At 40.9% G+C, this 18,530-nt stretch carries 17 protein-coding genes; 3 read left to right on the top strand and 14 right to left on the bottom strand.

The window, feature by feature from the left end; all coding sequences use genetic code 11:
* Positions 1 to 8 precede the first annotated feature (8 nt).
* From B4F91_RS16250 to B4F91_RS16210, 9 genes are all read right to left on the bottom strand, one after another.
* On the bottom strand, positions 9 to 983 hold the full coding sequence (locus B4F91_RS16250) for a transposase (protein ID WP_288636042.1): 975 nt from the start codon (positions 981 to 983) through the stop codon (positions 9 to 11).
* Between the two features lie 77 nt (positions 984 to 1,060).
* Entirely contained in the window at positions 1,061 to 1,306 is a 246-nt protein-coding gene (locus tag B4F91_RS16245; RefSeq protein WP_288636040.1) for a hypothetical protein, read from the bottom strand.
* On the bottom strand, positions 1,296 to 3,311 hold the full coding sequence (locus B4F91_RS16240; protein WP_288636038.1) for an AAA family ATPase: 2,016 nt from the start codon (positions 3,309 to 3,311) through the stop codon (positions 1,296 to 1,298). Before B4F91_RS16240 ends, B4F91_RS16245 begins: the two co-directional genes overlap by 11 nt.
* Position 3,312: 1 nt before the next feature.
* The gene (locus tag B4F91_RS16235; RefSeq protein WP_288636036.1) at positions 3,313 to 3,783 is read right to left on the bottom strand and encodes a hypothetical protein; all 471 of its coding nucleotides are present in this window, start codon (positions 3,781 to 3,783) and stop codon (positions 3,313 to 3,315) included.
* Positions 3,776 to 4,681 (bottom strand): hypothetical protein, encoded by a 906-nt coding sequence (locus B4F91_RS16230; protein WP_288636034.1) that lies wholly within the window; start codon positions 4,679 to 4,681, stop codon positions 3,776 to 3,778. The genes B4F91_RS16235 and B4F91_RS16230 overlap by 8 nt, the downstream gene beginning before the upstream one ends.
* A 226-nt stretch (positions 4,682 to 4,907) precedes the next feature.
* Positions 4,908 to 7,799 (bottom strand): aminomethyl-transferring glycine dehydrogenase, encoded by a 2,892-nt coding sequence (gene gcvP, locus B4F91_RS16225; protein WP_288636032.1) that lies wholly within the window; start codon positions 7,797 to 7,799, stop codon positions 4,908 to 4,910.
* A 154-nt stretch (positions 7,800 to 7,953) separates the two neighbouring features.
* A complete protein-coding gene (gcvH, locus tag B4F91_RS16220) occupies positions 7,954 to 8,343 on the bottom strand; it encodes a glycine cleavage system protein GcvH (RefSeq protein ID WP_004587592.1) in 390 nt (129 codons plus the stop codon).
* Between the two features lie 72 nt (positions 8,344 to 8,415).
* Positions 8,416 to 9,498, bottom strand: coding sequence for a glycine cleavage system aminomethyltransferase GcvT (gcvT, locus tag B4F91_RS16215; protein ID WP_004587593.1), 1,083 nt, complete (start codon positions 9,496 to 9,498; stop codon positions 8,416 to 8,418).
* A gap of 98 nt (positions 9,499 to 9,596) precedes the next feature.
* Positions 9,597 to 10,196 carry a hypothetical protein gene (locus tag B4F91_RS16210; RefSeq protein ID WP_004587594.1) on the bottom strand — a complete coding sequence of 200 codons (600 nt, stop codon included), beginning with the start codon at positions 10,194 to 10,196 and terminating at the stop codon, positions 9,597 to 9,599.
* Positions 10,197 to 10,322: 126 nt separating this feature from the next.
* Between B4F91_RS16210 and B4F91_RS16205 the strand changes: the two genes are divergently transcribed.
* Positions 10,323 to 11,171, top strand: a complete 849-nt coding sequence (locus tag B4F91_RS16205) for a LysR family transcriptional regulator (protein ID WP_029772013.1) — start codon at positions 10,323 to 10,325, stop codon at positions 11,169 to 11,171.
* 198 nt (positions 11,172 to 11,369) lie between these two features.
* On the opposite strand, the gene rlmB is transcribed toward B4F91_RS16205, so the two are convergent.
* The 5 genes from rlmB to B4F91_RS16180 all read right to left on the bottom strand — a co-directional run bounded on the left by rlmB (position 11,370) and on the right by B4F91_RS16180 (position 16,639).
* Positions 11,370 to 12,113 carry a 23S rRNA (guanosine(2251)-2'-O)-methyltransferase RlmB gene (gene rlmB, locus B4F91_RS16200; protein WP_029772012.1) on the bottom strand — a complete coding sequence of 248 codons (744 nt, stop codon included), beginning with the start codon at positions 12,111 to 12,113 and terminating at the stop codon, positions 11,370 to 11,372.
* Positions 12,110 to 14,611, bottom strand: coding sequence for a ribonuclease R (gene rnr, locus B4F91_RS16195; protein ID WP_029772011.1), 2,502 nt, complete (start codon positions 14,609 to 14,611; stop codon positions 12,110 to 12,112). Before rnr ends, rlmB begins: the two co-directional genes overlap by 4 nt.
* Before the next feature lie 146 nt (positions 14,612 to 14,757).
* On the bottom strand, positions 14,758 to 15,372 hold the full coding sequence (locus tag B4F91_RS16190; protein WP_004587598.1) for a response regulator transcription factor: 615 nt from the start codon (positions 15,370 to 15,372) through the stop codon (positions 14,758 to 14,760).
* 2 nt (positions 15,373 to 15,374) lie between these two features.
* Complete coding sequence (locus tag B4F91_RS16185) at positions 15,375 to 16,472, bottom strand: sensor histidine kinase (protein WP_096042290.1); 1,098 nt, start codon at positions 16,470 to 16,472, stop codon at positions 15,375 to 15,377.
* Positions 16,469 to 16,639, bottom strand: coding sequence for a hypothetical protein (locus B4F91_RS16180; protein ID WP_167381752.1), 171 nt, complete (start codon positions 16,637 to 16,639; stop codon positions 16,469 to 16,471). Before B4F91_RS16180 ends, B4F91_RS16185 begins: the two co-directional genes overlap by 4 nt.
* A gap of 158 nt (positions 16,640 to 16,797) precedes the next feature.
* On the opposite strand from B4F91_RS16180, the gene B4F91_RS16175 reads away from it, so the two are divergent.
* Together B4F91_RS16175 and B4F91_RS16170 are read left to right on the top strand one after the other, a co-directional pair.
* Positions 16,798 to 17,664 carry a DMT family transporter gene (locus tag B4F91_RS16175; protein ID WP_024033283.1) on the top strand — a complete coding sequence of 289 codons (867 nt, stop codon included), beginning with the start codon at positions 16,798 to 16,800 and terminating at the stop codon, positions 17,662 to 17,664.
* The gene (locus B4F91_RS16170; RefSeq protein ID WP_055252750.1) at positions 17,661 to 18,362 is read left to right on the top strand and encodes a glycerophosphodiester phosphodiesterase; all 702 of its coding nucleotides are present in this window, start codon (positions 17,661 to 17,663) and stop codon (positions 18,360 to 18,362) included. Before B4F91_RS16175 ends, B4F91_RS16170 begins: the two co-directional genes overlap by 4 nt.
* Positions 18,363 to 18,530: the final 168 nt, after the last annotated feature.

Here is an 18,530-nt window from a genome sequence, read left to right as displayed (position 1 = left end):
TATGATTATCAAATCTTGACTTCAGACATCAAACAATCTCGAAGTTTTTCCAATTGTAATTTAACCTTTTCATCTTCAACCATTAATTTATTCAACCTACCTACAGCTTTCGATATCGCCGAATAATGCTCAACATTAAAAACAGCTGCTAGAGCCTGCAAATTTAATTCCGTTAAATCTTGGCATAATTTAATAGCAAACCAGCGTGGTAAATTTTTCTCTTTTCGCCCCTTTTTAACCGTTATAATCTCATTAACTTCAACATTAAAATATTGAGCTAAGTAAGCTATAACATCATCTGCTGAGTGATTTTTACTAACAAGCTTTCTTTCGCTATCAGGCTTGGCAATGTAGTCTTTTATACTTTCAATAAAGTCCTCACAACCTAAAACCGACAATAACTTTTTAGCACTATAAAAAGCGCTTATTTCTTTATTATTTTCATATTCAACAAACTGTTTGTACGCAGCATATTTACGCTTTTTTCCTTGAAGCGAAAATATAAAGTCTCGAACTAACCATTTCGGTGTCGCCGCTTTTTTGATGAAGGCTGAGTAGCTAGACCATTTATAGTCAATGAGTTCATCGACTAGCGGTGTACTTGCTTCTATAGGGTTACGATGTATATAACGGCTAACATGGAGTAAGTAATTATCAGCATCCACAAGCACCGCTTTGTAGCGCCCTCTAAACAGAGCACCATCTGTGTTATGTGCTCTATTAAAGTATTGAGTATAAAGGCCATTAATATGCTTCATGGCTCGGCCTAAATTTGCATCAGGGGTTTTGATTAGCAGGTGGTAATGATTGGTCATTAAACAATAAGAATGCACTTCAATATTAAAGCGAAGGCTTGCTTGCTCAATGCAATATAAAAAATGCTTAAAATCGTCATCACCCAAAAAGGTATTTTCACGCCCTCGGCCGCGATTCATCACATGATAAAACGCATTTTCATACTCTATTCGCAGCGGTCTAGACATAATAATAAACTCAATGAGCAATAAACTATAAATCTAGACCATTGATGTATGAAGTCAAGATTTGACCCCTTTGGTTTTCAGACCCCTTTGGTTTTCACACACATAACCTTTATATCAGCAAAGGCTTCTAATTTGTCATTCCACTCGCCTTCAGTATCTAAGACTTCTTCGCATTTATTGCACCAAGCATCTGGGCATAATTCGTCTGGGTTGTCAGGGTCGTAACCCAAGTTAAAACCTAAACCTTCTCCACTAGCTAAGTGTTGGCAAATGAAAGTTGCATTTGAACTGCCGTGCTTATTACAGCTAAGCTTATTGTCCATTTAATTCTTCATCTTCGTCTTTCTTTAAAATATATTCACCATCATCGAAAATGCGAATATTGGCATTCTTCAAGTCATAGCTGTTTAATTCATTGACATTCATACTGGTTGCAACAATAACCTGCCCACCGGAATTCAATAGTGAACTAGATTTATTTAGTAAAGATGCAAAACTTCCTTTGTCTGTTTCATGTTGTCTAGGCTCATCAAACACAACGAAACCTCCATGCCTTACTTTGTCATTGGCAATTCCCAACTCCAGCAAAGCCAACGTATATGACCAAATAATTCTGATGTAATCGCTAGCAGAGGAGTCAGCAACAATATCGTATCCGTCTAATTCAGGCCGTAATGTTTGCTCAGATATTTGAAGAAAATGTTGATTAGCTGTTTTGTAACCAAATTCGGTTAAGTTTTTGACCAACAACTCTTTCAACTCTTTTCTGATTTTAAATGATACATCTTCAGAAGATTTCTTTCTTAATGCTTTTAGTTCAGAAGAAAACGTCTGCCACTCACGATGACAATCCTTAGCCCTTTGATTGAAATCAGCCTGCTTAGAAAGGAGTTTAGTTAACTCCCTTATTTCAGCTTCGATTTCTACTTTCCTCTTTAAATCTTTGCCATATATTTCTATGAACTGCGCTTCGTCAGTCTTTAATTCATCTATTTTAGATTGAACTTTAATAATGGTAGATTGAACGAAGGTTATTTCTTTTTCTAACTCTTCAAGATCCTTTGTATGTCTTTTCTTTATTCCAGAATAGAAATCAAGCTGATTTTTGAGAAATTCAATATTCTGCTCGACCGATAATGGCTTAGAGTCTACAGAAACCTTAGCTAAACTATCGTACATATCTGATTCACAGACAGGGCACGAAGTAACAACAATTTCAAAACTATTATCACTGCCAACATCATGAAGACGTTTCAATTGCTTATACCTATCTAATTCAATAGTAATACTTGAAATCTTTTCTTCGTTTTTTTGGATAGATATTAATAATGCTTCTTGCCTTTGAGCAAATTGATCAGCCTCTCTTATTAGCGATCTTTTTGTTGCTGTTAATTCCGAGACCTCGTTATAGTGAGGCCATTTTTTTATACTATTTAATATATCTGCTAAAGTTGATTTCAGCCCGTTGATATACGGCTCAAGCTCCGTTGATTTATCTTGATGTGGCACTTGAAATGAAATAAGAGGAAAAAAACTTTCTTTGTCCAAGGTGCAACCGAGTTGCAGCCTCAAGCCCCCAAATTCAGCCAACGAAGCAGCAGAACTAATTATTTTATCCCAGTTCTTTTCTACATCAGAGATAAAGGCATTTAGTTCCGCCAATCTATTTTTTTTAGAGTAGCTTTCTACTCCTAAACAAAACTCTATTGCAGCTTTCTTGACACCTTTAATTCCATAATACGTTGGTGTATTTGCTTGTATTTCAGACCAACCTCTTTTTTGCTCAATGAAAAATAAAGGAAAAACACACTCCAAATATAACCTAGTAGGCTTTCCATCATGAGTCATTAAGTCTGGTAAGTTCCAGTTTATATATCTCTCTAACCAGAAGTGAAAACCCATTTCACTTTTTGCTGAACCTACACTTCCTGCACTTCCCAAGAAAAAGTCACCTATTTCACCGCTCTTATCGTAAATAGTGACCTTATCCTTGTTCCCTTCTACGTCTCTTTTAAACTTAGCCCATTCATTATTTTCATTTTCCACTTCTAGCTCGACATAAGATTGTCTTACAAAGTGTGGCGCAGAATCATCCTTTGAAACTTCCAAAAACTGATGCATAGAGCGTGGGAAAGGCTTTCTTCGGCTAGGGCCCAATATCGCATCCAAACCTAAAGCATAAGCAATTGAGTTAACACAAGTTGATTTACCAGAGGAGTTTTCAGCCCTCAGAATATTAAGTCCTTTTGTAAATGTTAACTCTGTATAGTAATTTCCATCATTTGTAATAGATGTAACTGTCAGTTTCTTTAAAGTTAGTCCAAGCATTTTAATTTCCTAAAATCCTTTTAATATAAGTATCTGTTACCTTATTTTTAATGGTGTGTAAGAATTCAGTTTCACGTTGAAACATCTTTAAATCACGTGCAAGTTGCAATAGATTATCACCTTCTACACTTAAAGTTAGGCAATCAGAATCTAACCTCACGAAATTCTTTGAAATGGCCAGTTCAACAGCCTTTTCCGTTGACTTGTCAGATGACATTGAAATAATTGAATCGTCATAGCCGTGCAGGCAATCATAGTAACTATCCCACTTTTGGGGTCTAATAAGCATCCAAAGAAGAAAACGCACTTTATTTAATTTAAGTGTTTGACCATCTTTACTTGATTCCTGAATCGCTAAACAAATTAGACCAATTCTCCAAATAGGTCTCAATTCAATTGGCAAAGGATATCCAGCATCACTAATCAGTGCTGTCGCCTTTCTGGTATTTTGAAATTCTTTTTCATTACTCATCAATAATAAAATCCATCTTACATTCAGCCAGCCATCTAGCTATAAAGCCACTAGAAAAAGCTTCTATATTAGCCCTAGAAATTGATTGCTCTATTTTATCAATGGACTCCCTATTCCTTTTCAACAAAGACGTCAAAATCATCTTTGGATTCTCTTTCACAAATAAGTTTTCATTCTTTAGTTCTTCTAGGTTAACCAGAGCAATTGATGTTACTTGAGTGTACAAGTCAGGAAATTGATCGCGGTATGCATCCATTAAATCTTCTAGTTGCATATACTGTGCAATCAATGTCTTACGCAAGTTTTCTAAATTTACATCTGTAACTTTAGCCGTCTTTCTACATATATTTTCAAAAAAGTTACTATTGTCTGTTTTCCAAATATCTGTATGTGCCTCTTCAACCTTTTGAATAGGTATATTGATCTCTTCTCCAATAAATTTTCTAGAATAGAGAGAACCTTTCGGGAATGAGTTATCTGTTTCAATTTTTACAGAAATGCCGCATTTAGCTTGATACGTAAGGGAGGGAAGTTTTTTTTCTTTAGTTTTACAGTACTTTAGCAGTTCTTTAGTTCTAACTTCTGGTATCACTAACACCCAAGACGATATTTTAACGTCGCCAAGCATTTTTTGAATCTCATTTTCATATTCTGAAAGCTTTTTGAGATCTTCATTAATTTTTTTTTGAACATGCTTACGATGTTCGTCCATTGAGTAGGCAGGGTCGGGATAATAACATTGAAATATGACACCACAATTTGTAAAAAACTCTATTCCATGATCCCCTCTATCGTGATGAGGAACACTAGTAAAGTTTTTCCAACCAAACTCATGTCGAAGCATCCTTTCACAGAACCCTTCCCACAAGTCACCATTCATATTTAATTTAAAACTCAATTGCCATCCCTGTTAAATATCTAATAACTTTAAACAATTTATTAGACATTAAAAGTAATATTATTTCAATCAAGACGAGAGTTAAACTCGACACAGTCAAAAAAGGTGAGCACTAGGCTCACCTTTCAATTCTTTACGAGTCACAAACTATATTCGACTCACAAACTACCAAAATAAAGTCACAGACTTTATTAGAGTACGACAACTACCCATTAAAGTTCAAAAATTAATCGCGATATGTCTCTACCGCTGGGCATGAACATACTAAGTTACGGTCGCCGTATACGTCATCTATTCGTGTAACGGTTGGCCAAAACTTGTCTTTTGCTACCGAAGGCACTGGGAATGCAGCGTAAAAACGGTCGTACGCGCGGTCCCATTCGTTACCAAGTACGTCAGCTTGTGTATGTGGTGCAAAGACAAGTGGGTTGTTTTCGATTGACCATTCGCCAGAGATTACTTTGTCGATTTCGCCTTTGATTGACACCATAGCTTCGATAAAGCGGTCTATCTCGCCTTTTGACTCAGATTCAGTTGGCTCAATCATTAACGTGCCCGCTACTGGGAACGACATAGTGGGTGAATGGAAGCCGTAATCTTGCAAGCGCTTAGCTACGTCCATTTCAGTAATGCCTGATTGCTCTTTAAGTGGGCGTAGGTCAACAATACATTCGTGCGCAACGCGGTTGTTACGGCCACGGTATAAAATTGGGAAGTGCTGGCTTAACTCGTGTGTTAAGTAGTTAGCATTCACAATCGCCATTTCAGTGGCTTGTTTTAAGCCCTCTGAGCCCATCATGGTAATGTAAGCCCATGAAATAGGTAAAATAGCGGCTGAGCCGTAAGGCGCTGCTGATACTGCACCGTTGTTAATGTTTGTACCCGGTACGTTAATTACGCTGTGGTTTGGCATGAATGGCGCAAGGTGCGATTTAACACCAATTGGGCCTACACCTGGGCCACCGCCACCGTGCGGAATACAAAACGTTTTGTGCAAGTTTAAGTGCGATACGTCTGAGCCAATAAAGCCTGGGCTTGTTACGCCTACTTGGGCGTTCATGTTTGCGCCATCCATGTAAACTTGCCCGCCGTGCTCGTGCACAATGTCACAAATTTCGCGAATGGTTTCTTCGTAAACGCCGTGTGTAGATGGGTATGTGATCATAATACACGATAAGTTTTCAGACACTTCTTCGGCTTTCGCTTTTAGATCGGCCATGTCTACGTTACCGTTTTTATCACAATCAACCACTACAATTTTCATGCTGGCCATTTGCGCAGATGCAGGGTTAGTACCGTGCGCTGAGCTTGGAATTAAACATACGTTACGGTGCGCATCGCCGCGTGACTCGTGGTATTTACGAATAGCAATTAAGCCTGCGTATTCACCTTGTGCGCCAGAGTTTGGCTGTAGTGAAACTGCATCGTACCCCGTAATATTAACTAGCCAGTCGTGCAGCTCGTTAATCATTATTTGGTAACCTTCGGCCTGATCGAGCGGGCAGAATGGGTGCAAGTTTGCAAATTCAGGCCATGTAATTGGGATCATCTCAGCGGTCGCGTTTAGTTTCATGGTACATGAACCTAACGAGATCATTGAGTGGTTAAGCGCTAAATCTTTGTTTTCTAGGCGCTTAATGTAGCGAAGCATGTCTGTTTCGCTGTGGTAGCTGTTAAAGTTTGGATGCGTTAATACTTCGTCATCACGTACTAAACTAGCTGGAATAGAGTCGCTACCGTTTGCTTCAATATCGGCTGCAATACTATCTACGCTTAGGCCATGGCCTTCACCTAGTACAATATCAAATAGCTCAGCTACATCGGCGCGTGTTGTAGTTTCTGAAACCGAAATAGAGTATTCGCCGTCGTGGTTTGTGGCAAAGTTAACGCCTTTGGCAAGTGCACGTACTATTACGTCTTCTTTGCTGTCGCTAACTACTGTTAGCGTATCAAACCAGGTGCTGTGTTTAAGTGCTACACCTTTAGCTTTTAGGCCGGCAGCTAAAATATCAGCAAAGCGATGTATACGCTGCGCGATAGTTTTTAAGCCTTGTGGGCCATGGTACACCGCGTAAAACGCTGCCATGTTGGCAAGTAATACCTGCGCTGTACAAATGTTTGAGTTGGCTTTGTCGCGGCGAATGTGTTGTTCGCGCGTTTGCATTGCCATACGCAGTGCATCGTTACCTAAACGGTCTTTAGATACACCAATAATGCGCCCTGGTAATGAACGTTTGTATGCGTCACGTGTTGCAAAAAATGCAGCGTGTGGTCCGCCGTAACCCATAGGTACACCAAAACGCTGAGCCGAACCAAGTACTACGTCGGCACCTAATTTACCCGGCGCTTTTAATAGTAATAAGCTCATAATGTCGGCAGCAACACAGGCAATGGCCTTTTTGCTTTGTACGCCAGCAATTAGGTCGGTTATATCGACTACTTCACCTGATGTAGTTGGGTATTGGAAAAGTGCGCCAAAAATGTCGTGGTTAACGGCATCTTCTGCTTTACCTACAATTATTTCAAAACCAAACTGCTCAGCACGGGTGCTTACTACGTCAATAGTTTGTGTGTGCACGTCGTCGGCGATAAAAAAGGCATTGGCCTTTTTAGCTTTAGATACGCGTTTTGCAAGGCCCATTGCCTCAGCAGCAGCGGTTGATTCGTCAAGTAACGAGGCGCTTGCTAAATCAAGGCCTGTTAAATCTAGGGTCATAGTTTGAAAATTTAGTAACGACTCTAAACGCCCTTGCGCAATTTCTGGCTGGTACGGCGTGTACGCAGTATACCAACCTGGGTTTTCTAGTACGTTACGTAAAATTACGTGCGGTACGTGCGTTGGGTGGTAGCCTTGGCCAATGTACGATTTGAAAACTTTATTTTTGCTTGCTACCGATTTTAAGTAGCTTAGTGTTTCAACTTCAGTACGGCTTTCGCCAACTGTTAATGGCTGCGCTAAGCGAATGCTTGCAGGTACAGTTTGGTCGATCAGCTCTTGCACACTTGATACTTCTAAAGCACTTAGCATATCGCTTACTTGTGCTGGGCTTGGCCCAATGTGGCGGCGAATAAAATCTTGCTTTTGCTCTAACTGTTCAAGAGATTTGGCGTTTGACATGCGTCTAGATTCCTATGATCCTAAATACTAACGGGTAATTAGTATTGATTAAAATATGTGATGATTTAATAACGTACTGTGTATGGGAAGTAGGCCGTTAAATCATAAAAGCCCCAAAAACAGTGAATGGGGCTTTTGTCATCTACTTAGAGTATTACTCTTCGTCGATTGTGTTAGCGTAGTCTTCTGCGCTAAGTAGGTTTTCAAGCTCTGACTCGTCAGTTGCTTTAATGCGGAATAACCAGCCGTCACCATATGGGTCGTTGTTAACCGTTTCTGGTGCGTCTTCTAGCTCTTCGTTAATCGCTACAATTTCGCCGCCAACTGGTGCGTAAATGTCTGATGCAGCTTTAACCGACTCTGCAACTGCACAATCTTCGCCTGCATCTACTGCATCGCCTACTTCTGGTAGTTCTACAAATACCATGTCGCCAAGCAGCTCTTGCGCATGCTCAGAAATACCCACAGTAAATGTACCGTCACCTTCGTTGCGAACCCACTCGTGAGAAGAGGCGTATTTTAAATCGCTAGGGATATTGCTCATTATTTTGTTCCTTTGGTTTATATTGGGAGGATACCAATCACAATAATTATTGTGATTGGTATAACCAAATTTTTAAATGATTGATTTGCCGTTACGTACAAAGCTAGGCTTTACTACTTTAACGTTAACTAATTTTTTGCGCATTTCTACTTGGGCTGTATCCCCTGTTGAACGTGGTACACGTGCAAGGGCTACACTAAAACCAAGTGTTGGTGAGAAAGTACCTGAGGTAATTACCCCTTCACCACCTTCAACAATTACTTTTGAGCCGCTACGCAATACGCCTTTTTCTTCAAGCACTAAACCAACAAGTTTATGGGTGCTTTTTTCGGCGCGTTGCTTAACAAGTACGTCACGACCAATAAAGTCACGATCTTCTGGTTCCCATGCAATGGTCCATGCCATGTTAGCTGCAAGTGGCGATACGCTTTCGTCCATATCTAGGCCGTAAAGGTTCATACCTGCTTCTAAACGTAGCGTGTCGCGTGCACCTAAACCGGCTGGCGCTACACCTGCATCTAGCAGTTGTTGCCATAAATCGGCTGCTTGCTCGTTCGGTACTACTATTTCGTAACCGTCTTCGCCAGTATAACCCGTTGTGGCAATAAATAAATCACCTACTTGTACACCAAAAAATGGCTTCATGCCTTCAACGGCTGCTTGTTGCTCGGCATTTAAAAGAGTGGCTGTTTTTGCTTTAGCGTTAGGGCCTTGTACTGCAATCATTGCAAACTCTGGGCGCTCAGTTACGGTTACTGTAAAGTCGGCAGATACTTTAGCTAAGTGAGCTAAATCTTTTTCGCGGGTGGCAGAATTTACCACTAAGCGATAAAACGTTTCGCTAAAGTAGTAAATAATTAGATCGTCTATTACGCCGCCTTGCTCGTTAAGCATGCCCGTGTAAAGCGCTTTACCAGGGACTGTTAATTTTGCTACGTCGTTTGCTACTAACTTACGTAAAAATGCTTTTGCTTGTTCGCCTTCAATATCAACAATGGTCATGTGTGATACGTCAAACATACCTGCATCGGTACGCACTGCATTGTGTTCTTCTATTTGTGAGCCGTAGTTGATTGGCATTTCCCAGCCATGAAAATCAACCATTTTTGCGCCTGCTTCAAGGTGCTTAGCATGTAGTACAGTTTTAGAAGTCATAACATTCCTTCACTTTTAAATTAACCCTGTGCGGGCGTGGCTTAAATAGATTTAACTCAACAGGCAAACACGGTTATGTTTACCGGTTATTTTATGTATTAGGCAGCTTCGTTTTGCATTAGGGCAAAACCTTGTGCTTGTAAGTGCTGTTGCCACTTTTGTAGTTCTTGTTGCTTGGCTACTAGCACAAAGTGCTGTTCGTCGTTTTTATCTATGGCGGTAATAAATACTTCGCCGCTTTGCGCGCCATAGCATAGTTGCGGGTTTGATAAACGCAGCCCTGGCGTTAATTTAAACGCGCTAATTAAGGTATCAAATGCGTTTGCTCCACACAGCGCAAGAGTTGCAAGGTCGCTACGTAGTACATAATCAATATCAAAACGAAGTTGCTGCTCGTTTATCAGTGCTTGTAATTGCAAGCTTGCGCTGTGCGGTAATACAAATCTAAATGCGGTTTCGCTAAAGTAATAAACGGCAAAGCTGTAATCAGAATTTAAATCGCCATCAAGCGTGCCTTTTAGGCCTAAGCCGCTGGCTGTAAGCTTTGTGAGATCTAACCCTAAAATAGTGCTTAAAAATACACTGGTTTCACTGCCACTAAAATCCATTACAACGAGGTTGTTATTTGCTTGCACGGCATTGGTAACTGCACTTGCAGCATTGCTGTGGCGGGCAAACATTATTGGGTTAAAAGTCATAACAAACACCTGTGTATTTTTGATACCAAAAGTATATTGCGCCACTGTGACAACAACAAATTGTAATTATTTATCAATTGATAAATAATACTTATATATGTAGCTATATAAATTGTAATTTTAAATATGAAAAACATATCAACCGACAGTTTGCGTACCTTTGTAATGGTTGTTGAGGTAGGTGGATTTGCAAAAGCCGGCGACCTTCTGGGGTTATCGCAACCTGCGGTAAGCTTGCAAATTAAACGCCTTGAAGATTTACTCGGTTATAAATTATTTAAAAAGCAGGGCCAGCGCCAAGTGCTTAATCAGTACGGTGAGCTACTTTTGCCTATGGCAAAACAAATGATGCAGTATAACGATGCTATTTTGCAGCAGTTCACCTCAGAAAGCATAACCGGTAAAGTGCGCTTGGGTATTCCTAGCGAATTTGCAGCACGTATTTTACCCTCTATTATTGGTGATTTTGTCTCGCTTTATCCTGAGGTATCGCTGGAGGTTAAATCGCGCTTAAGTAAACATTTACTGTCAGCCTCAAGGCAAGATCAATTTGATCTTGTTTTAGCACTTAACGAGCGCCTTAATTCAGACAAGTTCCCTATTTTTATGCAAGACGAGCTAGTATGGGTGGGCGACCTAGCACAGGCAAAAAATGAGGTAGTAACCTTAGTCACCGCGCCCGAGGGCTGTATTTATAGGCGCCGCGCTACAGATGCACTTAAAAGTGCCAATATCAAATACCGTATTGTTTACAGCAATGCCGATTTAACCGGCCTTATTGCCGCTTTAAAAGAAGGCTTGGGTATTACTGTACTGGCTAAAAGTACGGTGCCAAGCGATCTTAATTTTCAGGCGCAAAGTAAATATTTACCAGCTCTTGGTAGCATAGGTATTAGCTTAATAAAAAGCGGTGGGGAGTCGGAGCATGCAGTAGACAAACTCGCTGAGTTTATCGCATTACGTTTAGGCTATTAGTGCGCGTTGGCGATTTGCTTAACCTGTAAAATTACCAACTACGCTACATAAAAAACGCCGAGGTTAAAATAACCTCGGCGTTTTGTAAGCTAAATTTGGCGCTAACTAAATCCCTTATTTAAACGATTAAATAACGAATTTTGTCTATCGACACGCTTAGCTGCCTAAAAATAAATATATTAATTAAGCAACTGGATATTAGTTATTTACGTTACGTTGGCGTAGCACTTCAAATAAACAAATACCGGTGGCTACCGATACATTTAAGCTAGAAACACTTCCTGCCATCGGAATTTTAACTAACACGTCGCAATGCTCACGCGTTAAACGGCGCATGCCCTCGCCCTCTGCTCCCATTACTATTGCCATTGGCCCAGTAAGGTTTGCATCAAACACGTGGGTGTCTGTTTCACCTGCGGTGCCCACAACCCATACGCCTGCGTCTTTAATTTCGCGAAGCGTACGCGCCAGGTTTGTTACCTGAATAAGCGGTACGGTTTCGGCTGCGCCACAGGCTACTTTACGTGCTGTGCCGTTAAGCTTGGCCGACTTATCTTTAGGTACAATTATAGCGTGTACACCTGCTGCATCTGCGCTACGTAGGCAGGCACCTAAATTGTGCGGATCGGTTATGCCATCTAGTACTAGTAAAAACGGCGTATCTTCGCGAGCAATGATCTCATCTAAATCTTTTTCGTTGTAAACACGCGCAGCTTTTACATTGGCAATAATGCCTTGGTGCTGCTCATCGTTTGCTTTGTTATCTAGCGCTTTTCGCTGCATAAATTGTACAGAAATACCAAATTTACGTGCTTCATTAATAATCGGGGATAAGCGCTTATCATCACGACCTTTTAGGGCATAAATTTCTAAAAAACGCTCTGGCTCTTTTGCTAAAATTGCTTCAACAGAGTGAAAGCCAAAAATTAATTCATTACTCACGTATTGTTTGCTCCTGGGCTATTACGTTTACGGGCATTTTTGCCTGGTCTTTTAGGCTTTTTAACTGCCTTTTTTTTCGGTTTTTTCTTAGCGGTGGTTTCAGCGGCTTTTTTACCGGCTGGTTTTGCGCCAGACTTACCCGCTGGTTTGCCTTTGCTTTTACTGGCTGGTTTTTTACCAGCTTTGGGTTTTTCATCGCCTGATGTGTTTTTTCCAGGGATTTTACCCGCTTTAAGCTGCGATCTTACACTTGCTGGTGCATGGCTTGATTTACCGCGCCCTGCTCCTTTAGCTGAGCCACGGCGACGCGCGTATCTGTCTTGAGCCACATCACCACTGAGCGTTAAATTTATACGGCGCTCATCTAAACTTACCGAAGCAACTTGTACCGTTACTTTATCGCCAAGGCGGTAAACGGTATGTGTATGCTCGCCAATTAGGGTGTGTTTTGCACCATCATGATGGAAGTATTCATCACCTAAATTAGTAACATGGATCAGGCCATCAATTTGTAAGTCGTCTAGGCGTATAAATAAGCCAAAGTTAGTAACGGATGAAATAACCCCGTTAAACTCATCACCCACGTGGTCTTGCATAAACTCACATTTAAGCCAGTCGGCAACTTCACGCGTTGCGTCGTCTGCGCGGCGCTCGGTGGTTGAACACTGCTCGCCTAGTTGGTCTACTTCATCATCAGTGTACGCGTATGCGCCCGATGTTTGCTGACCTTGTGCTTTTATTACCGCTTTAATTGCACGGTGTACCACTAAATCAGGGTAACGGCGAATCGGTGAGGTAAAGTGTGCATACGCAGGCAGCGCCAAACCAAAGTGGCCTATGTTATCTGGCTGATAAACCGCTTGCTTCATTGAACGAAGTAGCATGGTTTGAATAAGCTCGGCCTCTGGGCGGTCGCCTAAACGGGCTAACACTTGGGTAATTTCTTTCGGTGTTGGCTCATCACTTAATGTGCTTTGAATGCCAAGCTCACTTAAAAACTGAGTAAAATTACCTAGTTTTTCTTGATCTGGCTCATCGTGCACACGGTAAAGCGCGCTGGCTTCGTGTTTTTCTAATAATTTAGCCGCCGATACATTGGCTAAAATCATACATTCTTCAATCAGTTTGTGCGCGTCGTTACGAACAACCGGCACAATTGATTCTATTTTACGGTGTGCGTTAAATACAAAACGCGTCTCGAGCGTTTCAAACTCAATAGCACCACGGGTTTGGCGCGCCGACTTAAGCGCCATATACATTTGCTGTAAGTCAGTTAAATGTGGCACAACGGGTGCGTATTCTTCGCGTAGTTTTTCATCGCCTTGTAAAATGGCATTTACTTTGGTGTAGGTTAAACGCGCATGTGAGTTCATCACCGCTTCGTAAAACTTATAACCCGAAAGCTTACCTGCGTCTGATACCGTCATTTCGGCCACCATACAAAGGCGGTCTACTTTAGGGTTAAGCGAACATAAACCGTTCGACAACACTTTTGGCAGCATTGGAATTACTTGCTCAGGAAAATACACTGAGTTACCGCGAGCAATCGCTTCTTTATTTAGCGGCGTGTTCATACCTACATAATGCGATACATCAGCAATGGCTACCCATAAGCGCCAGCCGCCAGATTTTTTACGCTCACAATATACGGCATCATCAAAGTCGCGGGCGTCTTCACCATCTATGGTGACCAGTGGCAGGTCGCGTAAATCTACACGGCCTTGTTTGTCGGCTTCATCAACAAACTCACCTAAATGAGCTACTTGTTCTTCTACTTCTTCTGGCCAAACATGAGGAATATCGTGATTGCGCAGTGCCACTTCTATTTCCATACCTGGCGCTAAATGCTCGCCCAGTACGTCAATAATTTTACCTACCGCGTTCATGTTACGGCTGGGATTTTGAGTGATTTGCACTTGCACCATTTGGTTATGGCGCGCGCCGTTTTCACTGCCTGGCAGAATAATAATATCTTGAGTAATACGTGGGTCTTCGGCTACAACAACTGCAATACCATGCTCAACAAAGTAACGCCCTACAATAGGTGCGCGCTCGTTGGTGAGTACTTTAATTATGCGGGCATCACATTTTGAGCCTGAGCCACGTTTTGTGCCTTTAGCAAGTACGATGTCGCCGTGCAGCACCATGTTCATTTGATGCTTAGCTATAAACCAATCTTTGCTCTCGCCTTCAACTTCTAAAAAGCCAAAACCGTCTCTGTGGCCAATTACTTTGCCTTTGGTTAAACCGGCTTCGTCAATTAGGGCGTAACATTTAAACTTATTAAAATACAATTGGCCATCGCGCTCCATGGCACGAAGGCGGCGCTTAAATGCAATTTGGCGTTCGGTATCGTTTACAGCTAATTCATCACAAAGTTGCGTGAAGTTAGCAGGTTTTGAACGCTCTTGAAGGTGAGTAAGTATAAACTCACGACTAGGGACTGGGTTTTCGTACTTTTCTTGTTCTCGGCTGAGATTTGGATCTTGGTTTGACATTCACTATCTTGTTAGTTGGTTATGTAGGTATTTTAACCCATATACGTAAAATGAGACAGGTAAAAGCGTATGAAACTTTTAATAAACCGCTTTAATAAATAAAACATACGCTTAATGGCCTTAATCATCACTTAATATAAGCGCGATTATAACCAACCTTTTTGCTTTGCAATACGCGCTGCATCTACGCGGTTAGTGGCATTGAGTTTTGCGATAGCATCGGATAAATAATTACGTGTTGTGCCTTCGCTTATAAACAGCTGTTTGGCTATGTCGCTTGTTTTTAAGCCATCGCTTGCAAGCTTAAGTGCTTTGCGCTCTTTATCGGTGAGCGGGTCGGCGTCATCAAGCGCGTTAATGGCAAGCTCTGGGTCTATAACCTTTTGCCCTTGCATTACCTTTTTAAGTGCATTGATAAGCTCATCACTTGGCGCTTCTTTTAAAATGAAACCTTTAACGCCTAGGGCGAGCGAGCGCCTAATATAACCAGCTCGCGAAAACGTGGTCATAATAACCATTTTAATGGTTGGGAACGTGGCCGCTATTTGCTCACTTAGCTCTATACCGCTCATGTGTGGCATTTCAATATCGGTTAAAATTATGTCTGGCAATGCCTCATCGGCCAGTGCTTTTATTGCATTAAGTGCATCTTGGCCGTTACTGGCTTGGCCTATCACTTCAATATTAAAATCAAGGCTTAACAATGCCCCTACTGCGTCGCGCACGAGTGCTTGATCTTCCACTAAATATACTTTGATCATTGTTAATCCTTAGCTGAAATTGGCAGCATTACGTTTAAAGTAAACTTCTCGCCACAGGTAAACGTAGCATGGCCATTAAGTTGCTCTGCACGCTCTTTAATACCATTTAAACCGTTACCTGCGTTTAACGTGCTGCAAGGTGCGTTATCAACCACACTTATATGCAGCTGATGTTGTGTTTGCTCTATATTTATTTCGCCGTTTTTATTACTGCTATGGCGTAATAAATTAGTTACCGCTTCTTTAATTATAAGCCCTGCGATCCCTTCTACTTTAGGAGGCAAGGTATTTAATACAACATTAAAGTTAACGTTAAAGTCTTGCTCTATTAGCCTTTGTTTAAGCTGGGCTATTTGGCTTATTAAATTAAGTTGTTTTAAATCGCTTACGGCGTTTCTTACATCGCTAAGTAACTGCCTTGCTAGATCTGCTACTTGTGCTATTTCGTTATTGGCTTGTTCGTAGCGCTCTCCTTGATTTAGCTTATTAGCAAGCTCAGCTTTTAAAGCAATAGATGAGAGTGAGTGGCCTAAAATATCGTGTAGGTCGCGCGCTATACGTTCGCGCTCAGCAATAGCAGCTAATTGCTCTAGTTGGTTAGCGCTTTCTTGTTCGCGCTTTTTATGCAGGCGCTCTTTTTGGGTTGCAATGCCAAAGGCCAACAGCGCTCCTGAAATTAATAAAGTGCCGGCTAAAAAGTATTTTATGTTTGCTATATCTGCCAAATAGGCGCTTAACGCCACCGTAAATATAAGACTAAAAACGGCATATAACCTGCTTTTTTTAGCGTATGACTCACCAGCTATAAACGCGATAAAACCAAATAATGTAGAGGTCCCGGTGGTATAAAATGTGGCGCTAAAACACACCACTAACATAATAACAAACAGCGTTGTTATACGCTTTGTTTCACAGTGCATGGCTTTTATGTAAAGCAAAATAAATACAATATAAAACGCCACGCTCATTACAATGGTATTGACTGGCAAGTTAGATAGATTAAAAAGAGTCGGAAGCAAATAAAACCCAGTAAAAATTAAAGGTGCGTATTCCCAAAACTTTTTATTACTGGGCTTTGAAAGCGTATTTGTTGTACTCATGCCTGTGGCCCTAGTTCATTGTTATTGCTTATAACATTATTTTTATTAATAAATATAAATAACACAAAAATACTAATGAGTATAAAGTAATCATTCATTGAAACACTAAAGCTAAGTGATTCTAAAAACTCGCTAATAGCGAGACTTATTAAAATTAACGTATTCATAGCCACCTCCCATTAAGATAAGTTAACTATGCCAAAGCCAAAAAATAATAAGAGTGTGAAATGTCATTAACTTTGCTGACATTTGTCATGTTTTAAAAATTTCATCCTGTGAGTTCGCACCCAGTGATAAGATAATAAAAAAAGGAGTTCTCATTTAAATGCAGCCACAACAGCAAAGCCTGATTTACTTACATATTGCCGTGTTACTTTTTGGGGGCACCGCCCTTTTTGCAAAGTTAATAGGGTTAAATGCAATTGATATTACGGTGTATCGTACCGCTATTGCTGGCATGGCAATTTTGGCTATGCTGTACTTTCAAAAAAAACAAATTAAGTTAAATAAACCAAAAGATTACCTCATTGCGTTATTTTTAGGTGTGGCAGTAGGCATGCATTGGGTTACTTACTTTGCAGGCATGCAAATGGCGGGCGTAACTGTGGGTATGCTGGCTTTTTTTAGCTACCCAGTAATGACGGTATTTTTAGAGCCCTTGTTTAATAAAAGCAGGCCCCAAGCAAAAGATATTATAAGCGCAGCTGTGGTTGTATTAGGTATATATTTACTCGTACCCAGCGCAAATTTAGGCGACGATGTAACCTTAGGGGTTATTATGGGTGTGGTTTCGGCTTTGTTTTTTTCGATTAGAAATATTACCCATAAGCGTTTTTTTAGCCAGTATGGCGGCCCACAAACCATGTTTTATCAAACCTTAGTGGCAAGTGTTATGCTTTGCGCATTTATTAAGGTCCCTGTGTATGAGGTGAGTAACCACGACCTTATTTTAATTGCTGTGGCGGGTATTATTTTTACCGCTACACCGCACTCGCTGTTTGCAGCGAGTTTAAAGCACTTATCGGCAGCTACTGCGGGGCTAATTTCATGCTTGCAGCCGCTTTACGGCACTTTGTTGGCTATTGTTATTATTCATGAGCGCCCAACGCTACTAACACTTATTGGCGGTGCACTCATAGTCAGTGCAGCCTGTTTTGAAACATGGTCTATTACTCAAAAGGCTAGAAAATGAAAATATTTGCGCACCGCGGGGCAAGCGGCAATTACCCTGAAAACACTAAAAGCGCTATTTTAGAAGCGTTAAATGTAGGGGTAGATGGCATTGAAGTTGATATTCAAAGTGCGCTTGATGACTATATGCTCATACACGACTCGTGGCTAGATAGAACCACCAGCGGGCACGGTAAAGTAAGCGACTTTACGGCACAGCAACTTAGTCTGTTGGATGCCGGTAACGGCGAGCAAATCCCCACTCTACAGCAATTACTTGATTGGAATAACAATAAAACATTACTCAATATAGAGCTTAAACATACCTTTGAGCTTGAAAAGTTTGCCACTATTTTAAACAACAATATTGCTAAAGGCGTTATTACTAAAGGTAATATTTTAGTGTCGTCGTTTGATCACCATCAAATTCATTGGCTTAAAAATAGGTTACCGTGGTTACACATTGGCGCGTTAACCTCATCAATTCCATTAAATTATGCACAGTTTGCTCAACAGTTAAATGCGTATAGTGTTCATGTAGACAAAAGCTTTGTAAATAAAGCTTTTGTAGATGATGCCATAGCGCGAGGCCTGCAAGTTTATGCCTACACCGTAGATAGGCCAGAAGACATGGATTTTATGCTAAAAATTGGGGTGCATGGTATTTTTACTAATTACCCCGCTCGCTCTAAAAAATATTTAGCAAACATTATTACTTGAGTTAACGGTAACTTAGTCGATAATCTAGCTAGGGCGTGATGATCTTTGCGGATTGAAATTTGTTCAATCTAGGGGCGATTAAATCGCGGCGCGAGGCTTGTAACCTAGTGGGCTAAGTAAAAACCGAGTAAAGCTTCCGCGTCCTGCTCACGCCCCTTACCTACATCC

This window comes from Pseudoalteromonas sp. UBA6610 (genome assembly GCF_002433295.1).
Taxonomy (GTDB): domain Bacteria; phylum Pseudomonadota; class Gammaproteobacteria; order Enterobacterales; family Alteromonadaceae; genus Pseudoalteromonas; species Pseudoalteromonas atlantica.
Note: the sequence above shows the minus strand (reverse complement) of the source record. Positions and strands in the feature narration are given on the sequence as shown.

Coding starts and splice junctions, on each gene's coding strand:
- B4F91_RS16235 (WP_288636036.1), bottom strand. CDS start 3,783: ATGAGTAATGAAAAAGAATTTCAAAATACCAGAAAGGCGACAGCACTG.
- gcvP (WP_288636032.1), bottom strand. CDS start 7,799: ATGTCAAACGCCAAATCTCTTGAACAGTTAGAGCAAAAGCAAGATTTT.
- B4F91_RS16240 (WP_288636038.1), bottom strand. CDS start 3,311: ATGCTTGGACTAACTTTAAAGAAACTGACAGTTACATCTATTACAAAT.
- gcvT (WP_004587593.1), bottom strand. CDS start 9,498: ATGACTTCTAAAACTGTACTACATGCTAAGCACCTTGAAGCAGGCGCA.
- B4F91_RS16250 (WP_288636042.1), bottom strand. CDS start 983: ATGTCTAGACCGCTGCGAATAGAGTATGAAAATGCGTTTTATCATGTG.
- rnr (WP_029772011.1), bottom strand. CDS start 14,611: ATGTCAAACCAAGATCCAAATCTCAGCCGAGAACAAGAAAAGTACGAA.
- B4F91_RS16180 (WP_167381752.1), bottom strand. CDS start 16,639: ATGAATACGTTAATTTTAATAAGTCTCGCTATTAGCGAGTTTTTAGAA.
- B4F91_RS16170 (WP_055252750.1), top strand. CDS start 17,661: ATGAAAATATTTGCGCACCGCGGGGCAAGCGGCAATTACCCTGAAAAC.
- B4F91_RS16205 (WP_029772013.1), top strand. CDS start 10,323: ATGAAAAACATATCAACCGACAGTTTGCGTACCTTTGTAATGGTTGTT.
- B4F91_RS16190 (WP_004587598.1), bottom strand. CDS start 15,372: ATGATCAAAGTATATTTAGTGGAAGATCAAGCACTCGTGCGCGACGCA.
- B4F91_RS16245 (WP_288636040.1), bottom strand. CDS start 1,306: ATGGACAATAAGCTTAGCTGTAATAAGCACGGCAGTTCAAATGCAACT.
- gcvH (WP_004587592.1), bottom strand. CDS start 8,343: ATGAGCAATATCCCTAGCGATTTAAAATACGCCTCTTCTCACGAGTGG.
- B4F91_RS16210 (WP_004587594.1), bottom strand. CDS start 10,196: ATGACTTTTAACCCAATAATGTTTGCCCGCCACAGCAATGCTGCAAGT.
- B4F91_RS16185 (WP_096042290.1), bottom strand. CDS start 16,472: ATGAGTACAACAAATACGCTTTCAAAGCCCAGTAATAAAAAGTTTTGG.
- B4F91_RS16175 (WP_024033283.1), top strand. CDS start 16,798: ATGCAGCCACAACAGCAAAGCCTGATTTACTTACATATTGCCGTGTTA.